17 protein-coding genes and 2 pseudogenes are annotated in these 13661 nt (G+C 35.4%); 14 read left to right on the forward strand and 5 right to left on the reverse strand.

Annotated elements, in window-relative coordinates; genetic code table 11:
* Window positions 1-9 precede the first annotated feature (9 nt).
* Window positions 10-441, reverse strand: a complete 432-nt coding sequence (locus ACQVV1_RS10975) for a PH domain-containing protein (protein WP_242255563.1) — start codon at window positions 439-441, stop codon at window positions 10-12.
* A 109-nt stretch (window positions 442-550) separates the two neighbouring features.
* On the opposite strand from ACQVV1_RS10975, the pseudogene ACQVV1_RS10980 reads away from it, so the two are divergent.
* From ACQVV1_RS10980 to ACQVV1_RS10990, 3 genes and pseudogenes are all read left to right on the forward strand, one after another.
* Window positions 551-764 (forward strand): annotated as a pseudogene (locus ACQVV1_RS10980) (hypothetical protein).
* Between the two features lie 21 nt (window positions 765-785).
* A complete protein-coding gene (locus ACQVV1_RS10985; protein ID WP_242255562.1) occupies window positions 786-1091 on the forward strand; it encodes a DUF2087 domain-containing protein in 306 nt (101 codons plus the stop codon).
* Window positions 1092-1150: 59 nt separating this feature from the next.
* Window positions 1151-1660, forward strand: a complete 510-nt coding sequence (locus tag ACQVV1_RS10990) for a GNAT family N-acetyltransferase (protein ID WP_242255560.1) — start codon at window positions 1151-1153, stop codon at window positions 1658-1660.
* Here ACQVV1_RS10990 and ACQVV1_RS10995 read toward each other — a convergent pair.
* The 3 genes and pseudogenes from ACQVV1_RS10995 to ACQVV1_RS11005 all read right to left on the reverse strand — a co-directional run.
* Window positions 1653-1733: pseudogene (locus ACQVV1_RS10995) on the reverse strand (PH domain-containing protein); the annotation flags it as partial. The gene ACQVV1_RS10990 and the pseudogene ACQVV1_RS10995 overlap by 8 nt on opposite strands.
* 57 nt (window positions 1734-1790) lie before the next feature.
* Window positions 1791-2291, reverse strand: coding sequence for a DinB family protein (locus ACQVV1_RS11000; protein ID WP_242255558.1), 501 nt, complete (start codon window positions 2289-2291; stop codon window positions 1791-1793).
* A gap of 84 nt (window positions 2292-2375) precedes the next feature.
* A complete protein-coding gene (locus ACQVV1_RS11005; RefSeq protein WP_309259827.1) occupies window positions 2376-3317 on the reverse strand; it encodes a helix-turn-helix transcriptional regulator in 942 nt (313 codons plus the stop codon).
* A 196-nt stretch (window positions 3318-3513) separates the two neighbouring features.
* On the opposite strand from ACQVV1_RS11005, the gene ACQVV1_RS11010 reads away from it, so the two are divergent.
* A complete protein-coding gene (locus ACQVV1_RS11010; protein WP_000103726.1) occupies window positions 3514-4527 on the forward strand; it encodes a LacI family DNA-binding transcriptional regulator in 1014 nt (337 codons plus the stop codon).
* Between the two features lie 39 nt (window positions 4528-4566).
* On the opposite strand, the gene yhfH is transcribed toward ACQVV1_RS11010, so the two are convergent.
* Complete coding sequence (gene yhfH / locus ACQVV1_RS11015) at window positions 4567-4695, reverse strand: protein YhfH (RefSeq protein ID WP_000567010.1); 129 nt, start codon at window positions 4693-4695, stop codon at window positions 4567-4569.
* Between the two features lie 180 nt (window positions 4696-4875).
* On the opposite strand from yhfH, the gene ACQVV1_RS11020 reads away from it, so the two are divergent.
* From ACQVV1_RS11020 to ACQVV1_RS11065, 10 genes are all read left to right on the forward strand, one after another.
* Window positions 4876-5610: an MBL fold metallo-hydrolase gene (locus ACQVV1_RS11020; protein ID WP_309259828.1), complete on the forward strand. Its 735-nt coding sequence runs from the start codon at window positions 4876-4878 to the stop codon at window positions 5608-5610.
* A 9-nt stretch (window positions 5611-5619) separates the two neighbouring features.
* Complete coding sequence (gene lplA / locus ACQVV1_RS11025) at window positions 5620-6609, forward strand: lipoate--protein ligase (protein WP_000897258.1); 990 nt, start codon at window positions 5620-5622, stop codon at window positions 6607-6609.
* Window positions 6610-6862: 253 nt separating this feature from the next.
* Window positions 6863-7288, forward strand: coding sequence for a hypothetical protein (locus tag ACQVV1_RS11030; RefSeq protein WP_242255552.1), 426 nt, complete (start codon window positions 6863-6865; stop codon window positions 7286-7288).
* Window positions 7289-7449: 161 nt separating this feature from the next.
* Complete coding sequence (locus ACQVV1_RS11035; RefSeq protein WP_431168867.1) at window positions 7450-8982, forward strand: fatty acid--CoA ligase family protein; 1533 nt, start codon at window positions 7450-7452, stop codon at window positions 8980-8982.
* A 111-nt stretch (window positions 8983-9093) separates the two neighbouring features.
* Window positions 9094-9345 (forward strand): hypothetical protein, encoded by a 252-nt coding sequence (locus tag ACQVV1_RS11040; RefSeq protein ID WP_000435468.1) that lies wholly within the window; start codon window positions 9094-9096, stop codon window positions 9343-9345.
* An 89-nt stretch (window positions 9346-9434) separates the two neighbouring features.
* Window positions 9435-10460 carry an S-layer homology domain-containing protein gene (locus ACQVV1_RS11045; protein WP_431168868.1) on the forward strand — a complete coding sequence of 342 codons (1026 nt, stop codon included), beginning with the start codon at window positions 9435-9437 and terminating at the stop codon, window positions 10458-10460.
* Window positions 10461-10738: 278 nt separating this feature from the next.
* A complete protein-coding gene (locus tag ACQVV1_RS11050) occupies window positions 10739-11236 on the forward strand; it encodes a barstar family protein (protein ID WP_431168869.1) in 498 nt (165 codons plus the stop codon).
* Window positions 11237-11462: 226 nt separating this feature from the next.
* Window positions 11463-11660, forward strand: coding sequence for a hypothetical protein (locus ACQVV1_RS11055; RefSeq protein ID WP_242255543.1), 198 nt, complete (start codon window positions 11463-11465; stop codon window positions 11658-11660).
* Window positions 11661-11784: 124 nt separating this feature from the next.
* A complete protein-coding gene (locus ACQVV1_RS11060; RefSeq protein ID WP_313897244.1) occupies window positions 11785-12306 on the forward strand; it encodes an SMI1/KNR4 family protein in 522 nt (173 codons plus the stop codon).
* 133 nt (window positions 12307-12439) lie between these two features.
* Window positions 12440-13546: a metallophosphoesterase gene (locus ACQVV1_RS11065; protein ID WP_431168870.1), complete on the forward strand. Its 1107-nt coding sequence runs from the start codon at window positions 12440-12442 to the stop codon at window positions 13544-13546.
* Window positions 13547-13661 lie beyond the last annotated feature (115 nt).

Genomic DNA, 13661 nt, shown 5'->3' on the forward strand with positions numbered 1-13661 from the left:
GGTGCTTTTTTATTGTAATGCAGGGCATCTTTTCTGTAGTTCGGATATGAACCTTTCAGGATCTTTCGGTGAGATTTTTACACTTCCTAAAGTTCCTGACGTATAAAAAATTTCATAACAATCTTTTGAAGAGAGAATACGGTATCCAATTAAAATGTTATCTGTTTTCGAGATATTCGTTATATGGCCGTAGGGAATCTTACTTCGAAATGGGCCACCTTTCACGAATAAGTAATCCTCATAGAATGTATATGTAATAGAAAAGGAGCACCATAATAGGAAGCCAGAAGATAGAAAGAAAATAGATAGTAGAATGTATGCATTTGTTGTAGTAGCTTCATCATCAAATATGAGAGGAAGTATTGTTACAGCACCAGTGGTGAAAATAGCAAAACTGATGATAGATAAGAAGAATGTATCCATTTTAGAGTGAAATGTCATTTGCAACCCTCCTTCTCCTTAATTTTACCATATTTCATGTGTAGGGCTAAATAAAAGGACAGGAATTGCAACTATTTGAACAGAAGTATATTACATAGTAGCTGATATGATGAAAGGAAATCTTACTTATTATTTTATCTTATATCCACTAATCTTCTTTCTCGTTTTCACCCTTTCGCTTATCGTATTTCATAAAGAGGAATTTACAAGTATGAAAGATACACTAGGGATACTTTTATTTTACTATGTGCTAATCAGTGGATATTGCTTTATAGATGTTATAAGTGAAAGAATGAAGAAAAAATAGTAAGGACAAACAATAAAAACCGATGGAGGATAACAAATTGACCGAAAGTGAAATGAAATTCAGAGATACAACGATCCGTAACTTTTTCGATAAAGAGGACCGTCTAAAATCGATTCCAGGTCAAAAGAAGAAAAAGCTAGTATTGTTAGAGCATTTAGTTAGCAAGTTAGATGCGGAGAAACAGTATACGGAAAAAGAAATGAATGCATTCATAAAACAATATCATGATGATTTTTGTACGATTAGGAGAGAATTTATCGTCCATAGGTTTATGGATCGCGAGGATAATATGTATCATATAAATGGGAGAGAAGTGTGGGCGAAGTGGGAGGAGTTAAAATAATGAATTTCACGTTATCTATTCTTCTTTGTAGTTTTTAGAAAAAGGTACGAGGTGATTTAGTGATACGATTAGCAAAAGAGATTGATGCGGAAGCAATTATGAATATTAGAAAAGAAATTATATTATCGGAAACTACTACAAAGTTTTTCATAGTATCTCCAAAGAAATTACCAAATGATAGTAATGCAGAAAGAGAAAAAATACGGAAAAGTAATGAGAAAGGCAATCTTTATATAGTTTATGAAGTAGATAAAAAAGTGGTTGGCTTTTTAATTTTCAATCGATATGAATTAGAACGCTTACGACATGCAGGCACAATGGGAATGGGAATTAAAGAGGCGTACTGTAATCAAGGTATTGGTACGAAGCTAATTGAATTTCTTATTCGTTGGGCTAAAGAGCAGAAAGGTTTAGAGAAAATTTGCTTAGGCGTAGTTTCTGTTAATGATAGGGCGATTAAGGTGTACAAACGTATGGGATTTGTAGAAGAAGGCAGACAAAGAAAGCAAATAAAATATGAAGATGGATCATACGGGGATGACGTATTGATGGGGTTTTCTATTGACTAAAAAAGAGTCTACCATTACTAGCAAGTAACATGCCTAGATACGGAACTTTATAAATAACGGTATAGTCAGTCAACATTTTAGTGAAGAGACTGCCAATATTGGCAGTCTCTTTTTAGTGGAATGTTTACACTTAGCAAACCTTAAGTTCCAGTCGATCTTTCTGATGTAAATGATGTGCAAAATGCATAGAAATAAGCTGGAACCATTCTGCTGCATTTAAGTAACCAAGCCCAGGATGTTCGAATTTACAATCACTTGGAATAGAAGAAAGTGTTGGTTCAATGTCTTTAACAACTGTAATTAATTCTAGAATACGTTTTTGTATTTCTTCTTTATTAGAGGGATTTTCAGGTGTATATCCAGGATGATTTGGTACTTTGATTTGTATATCCGGGAAAGCACCAAGTTTATATACTTTCTCACCCATATCCGTTTTCTTGTTAGTTGCTGATGGTGTTTCAGTTTTACATTTCGCGATTGCATCTAACTGCATATATGTAGAGGCAATTAAATGATTATACATTTGACCAAGAGACCATTCTTCGCTAGACGGCTTCGTCCTAAATTGTTTTATAGAGTACCTTTCTAATTCTTCTATGTAATACTCTGCTAATTCCTCAAATTTCTTCATACTACTAACTCCTTTTTATGAAAATGTATTTGTTAATACCTACTATAAAGGAGGGCTACTGACAACATTATGTCAGTAGTGAAATTAAAGTTTTAACATTTTTTTTGCTTCATCACGGATTTTCTCAGAAAGAATTTTTGGCTCAAGTACTTGTACTTGGCTTCCCCAGCTTAATACCCATTGAAACACTTCGTCTATGTTTCTTGATTTCAACAAGACATGAAAGCCATTGTCTTTATGTTCGTATGAATCTATAAAAAAGTAGCGGGATTCAATAATCTTATGTGCAATATGAGATGGAAACAATAAATGAATCATAACAGTGCGATTGCTTTCAGATTTGTAGTTTTGTAAAGAAAAGTCTTTCGGTTTTGTAAAGAATTCTTGATCTTGCTGTAATTCCTCCATACGATCTAAACGAAAATTACGTATTTGTTTTCGAAGTAAGCAATGTGCAACGATGTACCAAATTCCCGAAATATTGATTAAACCGTAAGGATAAACGGTCCGCTGCATTTTTGTAGTTTCCCTCGGTTTACGATAAGAAAAGGAGATAGCTTGTTCTTTTAGAATAGATTCTTGCAACAGGATCAGTTGGTTTTCAAGTTTTTCTTGTTCAGGTTGCTGCTGCGAAAATATAGGAGAAAGAAAACGAAAAGTTCCTCGTAATTCCCGGGCTTTCTTTTGTTGATCAGCAGGGAGTACAACCTCAAGTTTCTCTTTTGCTGATTGCGCATGTACAGAAAAAGAAGAAGTGAAAGTTTTCTCGATATAATCACCGCCTAGTAAAAGAGTAACAGCCTCTTCAGGCGTAAGTTGAATGGGAGGCAAGAAATAGCCATCCATTAAGGAATAACCGTAGCCAGTCATTGAATAGATTGGAACACCCGACTCATTAAGTGCATCCATATCTCGATAAATAGTTCTTATACTTGTTTCAAATTTTTCGGCTAAGCTTTTTGCTGTAACAGTTTGTTTTCTTTGTAATTCAATTAATATAGCTAATAAACGATCTGTCCGATTCATGAAATATCACCTTCAATTTTTATAAATATGCCCACTGTAAACTTCTAAAACTAATATAAATTCCCCTCCCATTAACATACTTTTCCCTATGTATAATATTAATATAGTAAAATCATAACAACCCGTATTGCAGTTTCCAATAATATACTATATAATCAATTTAAGAAAACGTTTTCATGCAAAGGGGGAGAATTTCGTGTCGACTATAGAGGACGTGGCGAAATTAGCGGGGTTATCAAGGACAACGGTTTCTAGGGTGATCAATAATCATCCATATGTTTCAGATGAGAAGAAAAAAAGGGTTCAATTAGCAATGAAGCATTTAGGCTTTGTTCCTAATTCTGCGGCGAGAAGGCTTCGTAAACAAAAAACGGAAACAATTGCGGTGCTAGTTCCAAGGATTACAAATCCTTTCTTCAGTAGATTTATTGAAGCAATCGAGATTGCTGCTTCTGAACATAAATATAAACTGATTATTTGTCAAACAAGATATTTACCGGAAAAAGAGATGGAGTATTTACAATTATTATCTACGAAACAAGTAGATGGGATTATTCTATGTTCACTAGAAAATCCGTGGGAAGATGTAGAGCCATACTTACAGCACGGTCCAATCGTGTTATGTAATGAATATATTGAGGAAGCAAACGTTCCAACAGTGAAGTTTGATCATGCACAAGGAGCGTACATAGCTGCTAAGCATGTGTTAGAACAAGGATATCGCAATCTTATTTTTTGTCGTGGTAACGAAACCAAAGTTGTTAGCCAACAGCGAAAAATGGGCTTTTTACGTGCCATAACGGAGAAGAGCCGCCAAGTAGAAGCGATTGATTTTCTTGAAAACGCTTTCTCTTGGGAGGATGGAAAACGAATATTCCATGAAGTATTAAAAGACAAAAAAAATCCTACCGCGATTTTGGCAGGAGGCGATGAGGTAGCAGCTGGAATTATCTCAGAGGCTAAACGCCATGACTGGAGTATTCCAGATGATCTCGCTGTTATCGGTTTTGATAATCAAATTTTATCACAGATTACAGAGCCAGGCATTACGACAATTGAACAGCCAATCGATGAGATGGCCCGAAAAGTTGTCGACCTGATGATGGATAAAATCCATACGAAAAATTATCGAAAAAAAGAATTGTATGAGTTTGAACTGGAGCTCTTGGTGAAAGGTTCAACGATGAAGGATACGATGTTATTAGCCTAGTAGACTATGTCTGCTAGGTTTTTTTCTGTTCACAAACTACTATTCTTCGTGGACGCAGTCATCACATTTGTTATGGTATGCTTCGTGCTGCTCATCAATTTCTTTCCCGCAGTGCGCACAAGTTTTCGTCGGTAAATTTCTGAAGAACTCCATTGGTTGATCGATCATGTCAATCCCTCCATTTCCATTTCTTACTATCATTGTATTAGTACAAAAAACAAAAGTCAACAACTGTTTTATAACAAAATTGAAAATTAATGAAAAAGTTTAGGAAATGGATTATAGTTAACAATGTAGGATGTAAGTAAAACATGCATTCCTACTCGGTTTTAGAAAGGATGGATACATATGAAAATGACTGTTGTCGGCTTTTGGGGCGGCTTTCCAGAAGCGGGAGAAGCAACGTCGGGGTATTTGTTTGAACACGATGGTTTTCGTTTACTTGTAGACTGTGGTAGTGGTGTACTAGCACAGATTCAAAAATATATAACACCATCTGATATAGATGCAGTTGTATTGTCGCACTATCATCACGATCATGTTGCAGACATTGGGGTATTGCAATATGCGAGATTAATTACGAGCGCGACAAAGGGACAACTACCAGAACTACCAATATACGGTCATACGTTTGATGAGAATGGATTCCACTCTTTAACGCATGAACCACACACGAAAGGAATCGCGTACAATCCAGAAGAAACACTTCAAGTTGGACCGTTCTCGATTTCATTCTTAAAAACTGTTCATCCTGTTACATGCTTTGCGATGCGTATTATAGCAGGGAATGACGCTGTAGTATATAGCGCTGATTCAAGTTATATTCCTGAATTTATTCCATTCACGAAAGATGCTGATCTTTTCATTTGTGAGTGTAATATGTATGCACATCAAGAGGCTGCAAAAGCAGGGCATATGAATAGTACAGAAGTAGCAAGTATTGCGAAAGATGCAAATGTAAAAGAACTTTTATTAACGCACTTACCGCATACAGGCAACCCATCTGATTTAGTAACAGAAGCAAAACAAATTTTCAGTGGCCATATTACGCTAGCGCATAGTGGCTACGTATGGAACTCATGAGGTGATATGATGTTATTTATTGATAATAAAGGAATTACAGATCCTAGAATAAACTTAGCGATTGAAGAATACTGTGTGAAGAATTTAGATATTAACGAAACATATTTACTGTTCTATATTAATGAGCCTTCGATTATCATTGGTAAAAACCAAAACACAGTAGAAGAAATTAATGCGGATTACGTAAAAGAAAAAGGTATTCATGTCGTTCGTCGTCTATCAGGCGGAGGCGCAGTATATCACGATTTAGGAAACTTAAACTTCAGCTTTATTACGAAAGATGATGGAGATAGTTTCAGCAACTTCAAAAAATTCACTGAGCCTGTAACGAAAGCACTTGGTAAATTAGGTGTAAATGCAGAACTAAGTGGTCGTAACGATATTTTAGCTGAAGGTAGAAAAATTTCAGGTAACGCGCAGTTCTCAACGAAAGGTCGTATGTTCAGTCACGGTACGTTACTATTTGACTCTGAAATCGATCACGTCGTATCAGCGTTAAAAGTAAAAATGGATAAAATTCAATCAAAAGGTATTAAATCAATCCGTAGCCGCGTTGCGAACATTACAGAGTTCCTAAACGAAGAAATGACGACAGAAGAGTTTAGACAACTTCTTCTAGAAACAATTTTCGAAGGAGAAACAGAAATCCCAACGTACGAATTAACAGAAGAGGATTGGAAAGAAATCCATAAACTTTCTGAAGAGCGCTACCGCAATTGGGACTGGAACTACGGAAAATCTCCGAAGTTCAACTTACAACATTCACACCGCTTCCCAGTTGGACAAGTTGACGTTCGTCTTGAAGTGAAAAAAGGAACAGTAACAGAATGCAAAATTTACGGTGACTTCTTCGGTTCACTAGATGTTCATGACATTGAAGAGCGTCTAACAGGCGTACAATTTGATAAAGATGCATTCACAGCAGCTTTAGAAGGCGTGGATATCGCGCGCTACTTCGGTAACATCACAACAGAAGATTTCTTACATTTATTCTTCTAAAAATAAGGGAGGCTGTCATAACGGGCAGCCTCTTTTTTTGCGTTGATTGTCATGTTTTGTCGGTAAGTCGATATATTTTAAAAATCGCTGATATGTTTCGAGTTACGACCGATATATTTGGAAAATCGCTGATATATTTCGAGTTGCGGTCGATATATTCGAAAAATCGCCGATATAATTTCATTTACCATAAAATCATAGGGCATTTGCCCCTTATAACGGAATATATATATTCAAAAGGAGGCGGATCGAAATGAAAAGGGTAATGTACGTTGTATTATTGCTCAGCTTCCTCATCGTAATGACAGCCTGTAACGATGAAACGTCCTCAAGTCGCACACTTTTATCTATTGGAAAACCAGCGAAAGATAATGTTATATATTTTACGCATACAGATAGCAGACGAAAGATACAGGAAATACAAGACATGTTTCAAAATAAGAAGTGGAAAAGAAATGAAACATTCAGCACTGTTAATAAAACACCAGATGTTGTCTTTTCAATAGATGACAATACAGGGTTACCGACATTATATGTGACGGTGTATTTTCATGAAGATGGAGCGGACGCAATCAACTTGTTTGGAGAGCATACGACGTTAAATAAAGAGGAACTTACTAAAATTAGAGAAAAGATGAGTGCATATTATCCTAAAATGATTTTTGGTCTAGTTTCATAAATTACTTGCAAATAAAATTCCCTTATCCTTCCAAAGTAAACTAAGAGGAGGTGATCTGTGTATATGCAGTTAATAGAATATTACTTGCCACTTTAATTTTCTTTTAATATAATTAATTTAGAATTTTTAAATATTCTAAATTTTATAAAGGTGGGGTTTGTGTGAATCTCGTTCAATCTTTGGCTGAAACGGCGAAAAAGAAGGGGGATAAACCGGCTTATATATTTATGGATCAGTCGGTCTCATATGACCAATTAAACAAAATGGTCACAAGGTTTTCTAGCAATTTAGCAGAAATGGGCATTGGAAAAGGGGACAATGTCGCATTAGTTGTTGGGAATTCACCACATTTTTTGGTCGGTTTATACGGAACAATGAAAGCTGGAGCAACTGTTATTCCAGTTAATCCAATTTATACAGCAGACGAAATGCATTACATTTTACAAAATGGAGATGTAAAAACAATCATCATACTCGACGTCCTTCTACCTGTTATACAATCTCTTACAACAAGACTTCCTTCACTTGAAAACATCATCATATGCGAAACCTCATCAGATTTTAACCATACAGAAACCGAAAAAATGAAAACGTTTACTAGAATGATAGGGGCTGGAGATTTAACTTTCGAAGGCCCAGAGCTAGATGAAGAAGATGTAGCGGTTATTCTATACACTTCGGGCACAACTGGAAAACCAAAAGGTGCTATGTTAACACATAAAAATTTATATAGTAATGCGAGCGATGTGGCTTCGTATTTACAATATACTGCTGATGACCGCGTCGTTGCGGCATTGCCGATGTTCCATGTATTTTGTTTAACAGTCGCAGTAAATGCACCGATTGTGAACGGGGCGACTATTTTAATGTTACCGAAATTTAGTCCGAAAGAAGTATTCCGTATTTGTCGCACGTATGAACCGACGATTTTTGCCGGTGTACCGACAATGTACAATTATTTATATTTATTCGAAGAAGCAAGCGCAGAAGATGTGAAGACACTTCGTCTTTGTATTTCAGGTGGTGCGTCAATGCCTGTTGCTCTTCTACAAAACTTTGAAAAACGTTTTGACGTAATTGTTTCAGAAGGATACGGTTTATCAGAAGCATCACCAGTTACTTGTTTTAACCCACTAGATCGTCCGCGTAAACCTGGATCAATCGGTACAAATATTTGGCATGTAGAAAATAAAATTGTGAACGAACTTGGGGAAGAAGTACCTGTTGGCGCAGTCGGTGAATTAATTGTTCGCGGACCTAACGTTATGAAAGGTTACTATAATGCACCAGAAGATACAGCTGCGACATTAAAGGACGGCTGGTTGTATACAGGAGACTTAGCGAAAATGGATGAAGAAGGTTACTTCTATATTGTTGATCGTAAAAAGGATATTGTTTTAGTTGGTGGTTATAACGTATATCCTCGTGAAGTGGAGGAAGTATTGTATACACACGAATCAGTAGCAGAAGTGGTCGTAATCGGTGTTCCTGATGAAAACTTAGGAGAAGCAGTGCGAGCTTACGTCGTTCTGAAACAAACGAACGTAACAGAAGAAGAGCTTATGCATTATTGCACATTACATTTAGCAAAATATAAAGTGCCAATGAGTATCGAATTTTTAACAGAATTGCCGAAGAATACGACAGGCAAGTTGCTGAGAAGAGCTTTGAGAGAAAAAGCGATGCAAGTTTAAAAATAGGGCAACCATCTTTATGAAGATGGTTGCCTTTCTATTTTTTAGCATTGGTTAAGCTATGGTGCCATATATTTAAACCGTAATATGACTAATAAGGAGGAGATATAAGTGGAACAAAAGGAATTACGTTTGCGGCGAGTGCAGTATCTTATTTGTGACATTATGGATGAAATGAATGCTGAAAGTGAGAAGAAAAACTTAGAGATTTTGCAGCAAGTCATTGATCACCTTTCAGGAGCGATAGGTGATTTAGTTGATCCATCAAGCTCGTATTCTATCGATTATTTAGAACGGAAAGTTCATACGGCGCATTATTTACTATTTAAAAATGAGCGGAAAGCGTACTTATGTAGGAAATAATAGTATTATTTTCATTTGACATTGATAATCATTATCAATATGATAGTTATGTTGGATACATTCATATAAAGGGAGATGTCATACTGATAATGATTAAGAAAAAATATATTAATGCATTCGTTATAGCGGCAACTTTAGCAGTTCCATTTAGTAGTATTATGGCACCAATTGCGAAAGCAGAAGCGGCAGTAGAAATAAAAGCAGCTAGCAAACTAGCAGATGGCACGTATGACGTTATTTTAAAGACTTATAAAGATCAAACGAATGAAACATCTGTTGCTTCTACATATTTAAAAAATGCAAAAGTAACGATTCAAGGTGATAAAAAAATCGTTACGTTAACAATTCAAGATAGTAGCTATTTCCAGTATCTTAGAGTAGAAGACCAAAAAAAATTAGGGACATTCCATGATGTAAAAGTAATTTCCGAAGATAAAGCAAATAACAGTACGAAAGTTGTTCAATTTGAAATTGATGAGTTTTCGAAAAAATATAATATGCAAATGCATATATTAATTCCAGCAATTAAATATGATCATAAATATCAAGTACAGTTTGAAATTGATGCGAGTGCAATTGAACAGAAGCCTAAATTCTCAGATGTACCAGCTTGGGCACAAGAGTCAGTTCAATATTTAGTAGATAAAGAAGCAGTGCACGGTAAGCCAGATGGTACATTTGCACCGACTGAAAATATCGATCGTAGTTCAGCTGCAAAAATATTAGCAACTGTTTTACGGTTAGAAATTAATAAAGATGCAAAGCCATCATTCCCTGATGCACAAAACCATTGGGCAACTCCATACATTGCTGCTGTTGAAAAAGCAGGTATTGTAAAAGGTGATGAGAAGGGTAACTTTAATCCAAGCGGGTTAATTAACCGTGCATCAATGGCTTCTATGTTAGTAAATGCATATAAATTAGAAAGAAATGAAAATATAAAACTACCAAAAGAATTTGCTGACTTAAACAATCATTGGGGTGCGAAGTATGCCAATATTTTAATCCAAGAAAAGATTTCGGTGGGAACAGATAATGGCTGGGCTCCAGATAAAGCGGTAAGCCGTGCGGAAGCAGCACAATTTATTGCGAAGGCGGATAAGTTGAGGAAATAAATGAAATAGAATGAGAAATGAAGGCGCACAACGTTCACTTTTGTGAATGGATTGTGTGCTTTTTTTATGTTTCTATTATTAATAGGATTGTGTGGAAGATAGTATTAATCCGTTATATGAGACGGATGGTAGTGGAAATGTACCTCGTCAATATGTATACTCTACAGATGCGTATGTCTAGCAAGGCTTGTAATTGGTCAAAATGGAAAAACATATTATACAAAAAATCACTATGAAATTTTTGTTCAATTACCACATAAAAAAAGGATGATAAGATCATGCGAATTGATAATAAAATAAAATCGTTAACTCCTCCATTTATACATTTACTATTTATAAATGAATTTAATCGTTCCAAACATTTAAATATAGAAGAGAATAGCCAATTAATATCTATTGATGGTAGTAAATGTATGGATATGAGTGGGTTATTCAGCGAATTCTCAAAGAAAATGAATTTCCCAGATTATTTCGGTGGTAACTGGAATGCTTTTGATGAGTGTATGAACGATTTAAGTTGGTTAATATCTAAGCAATATGTAATTTTGATTAGTGCAACAGATAAATTGTTGGTGAATGACAATGAGAATTTTAAAGTGTTAATAAACATATTGTCTGATACGTGTATGGAGTGGGTAGAAGGTAGGGAATATGGGGAGTTAGTCACTTTTCCAACCCCTGTGCATGTGTTTTTTTGTTGTACAGATAACAAAGAGAAACATATAATTGAGAGGTTTGAGTCTACAGGCATAATTGAATTTGATATTATAAAATAAATTTGCAGTTATAAAAAGCATTGTGGTAGTACTCACAATGCTTTTTATAAATATCCCTCTAAATATTACAGCTTGATAATATTTAAAATGTAGCTAGTAATTGTTGAAACGTATTATAAGGCGAAAGGCGGAGTTTCTATGAGCGATGCGTCTTTATTTATAGAAAGGAAAAATCAACTTGTACAATTTTAAGCAGGATACAAAAGAACTATTGCAAAAAATATTAATGGAAAATGCGCCTGAACTAGTATGGGTTGTAGATTGTAAGGATTTTCGTATATTAGAAATTGAAACAATACATGAGTTGAGAGACATTTTAGCAGATGAGTTAATTGAAAAAGGCTTTGATGAACAAGATAATATTAATGATTTTGGTAGAATTTTAGAGGAATGGATTGATATATTTGGGGATTTGCTAGCTTAGAATTTTGTGCTTTATTGCGAAGTTCTTTTTCTTTGCTAAACAATGAGTATAATGTCGAGATAGTACTATGGAAAGAAAGCTGAATGTATTAGAGTGTTAAGTTTGTATGAAAAGAGTTGAAATTATGCACAATATTATTATAAAAAAATTGGAACCTGTATATAGAAAAGATACAAAAACTGTAAGAACTGGAACTAGGGTATTTGGAAATGTAGATAAAGTTAATTGGATGAACGTGGTGAATCCGCCACTTAGTAAAGAAGAGATTCAAGTATTTGAAGATGAGATGGAAACTGTATTTCCGGAGCCATATAAATATCTACTATCTCTTATGAACGGAAGCTTTTTGGCAAATTTAGTTCGTATAGCAGGGCAGCCGAAAATTGGTGGTCTTTCTAATGAGGAAGAATATTTTCAACCATTTGATTTGTATAACTTTCAACAACTATATGCTTCTAAAAAAATTCCTGATTCATATTTTGTCTTTGCAGATTCAATGGATTTGGGCACAATATATGCTATTAATGAAGAGAATAGAGTATTAGAATTACATTTAAGAAATAAGAAAGTTTTACGAGATATAGGAACTATGGAAGAATGGTTGGATTTGTTATTAGAAGAAGCGGTGCGTATAGATTATAAGTAAATGTAATGGTCGGGGAGTAGTGTATGAACTTAAAATATAGAAATGGTTTTTATTGTGAAGATCGCTGTGCTTAATATTTACGTTATAAGTGCATAACAAGTTATAATAGAAGAAATGAATAAGGAGGCTAGTTGTGAAGAATCTTCGTTATCTCAATATATTTACTATATTAATTATATACACACTACTTATGCTTTACATCGGCTGGAACGGCTGGGTTTGGCTTCATGCGGTATTTGGCTGGGAATCTTGGGGATATTACGCTTTCGTAGTCGGATTTATTTCATATGCGTACATTCTCGTGCAAGTGTTTAAGTTTTTGCCGTTCCTACGAACGATAGGTTCAATTTGGTTTGCGGTCATACAATACGCGCTTATGTTATTGCCGTTAGCTAATATTACAGTCTTTCTTTTACAGTTTTCAGTGGAGAAAGAAGCGGCAATTATTTGGACAGGGGCGGCTGTGTTAGCTGCATTTATTTTTATCTTTGCGTACGGAGTATTCAACGCATATAGCCCGGTAGTAAGAAAATATGAGGTGCACATACCGAAAAAAGTGGAGGGACGTAAAAGCTTACGCATTGCGATGGCTTCTGATATGCATTTTGGTAAATTATCTGGCGTTTCGCATTTGAAAAGGCTTGTTCGTCATGTAAATGAAATGGAGCCTGATATTATTTTACTGCCTGGTGATATTATAGATGATCATCCAGGTGTGTTCATTCAAAAAAATATGGGACGTGTTATGAAACAAATGAAAGCTCCATTAGGCGTATATGGTGTGTTAGGAAACCACGAATATTACGGACGAGCGGTTCCTGAATTTTTGCAGGAGATGGATAAGATCGATGTTCGTATTCTTTTAGATGAAGTGATTACAATTGAAGATGAGTTTTATATCGTTGGAAGAAGAGATAAAACAGAGCGAGATCGTCAAAGTTTTGAGAAGCTTATGAGTACGGTAGATAAATCGATGCCTGTTATCGCAATGGATCACCAGCCGTTTGAATTGAAACAAGCAGCGGATGCTGGTGTAGATTTACTATTATCCGGTCACACGCACCGCGGACAAATGGCGCCGAATCATATTGTAACGAGAAGAATGTACGAACTAGACTGGGGATACGCACAAAAAGGTGCATTCCACGCAATTGTTTCTTCTGGTTTCGGATTCTGGGGGCCACCATTAAGACTTGGAAGTAGGTCGGAGATTGTACAGGTAGAGGTTACGTTTGAATAAGTGTATGTAATAGAGAGCTAATGGCTCTCTATTTTTACAAATAAAAAAAGGCTCCACATAAGGAGCACTCAATAAAAATAAATGAATTAAAACAAATAACAGACATGTATAATAT

The sequence above is a fragment of the Bacillus basilensis genome, assembly GCF_050630465.1.
Taxonomy (GTDB): Bacteria; Bacillota; Bacilli; order Bacillales; family Bacillaceae_G; genus Bacillus_A; species Bacillus_A basilensis.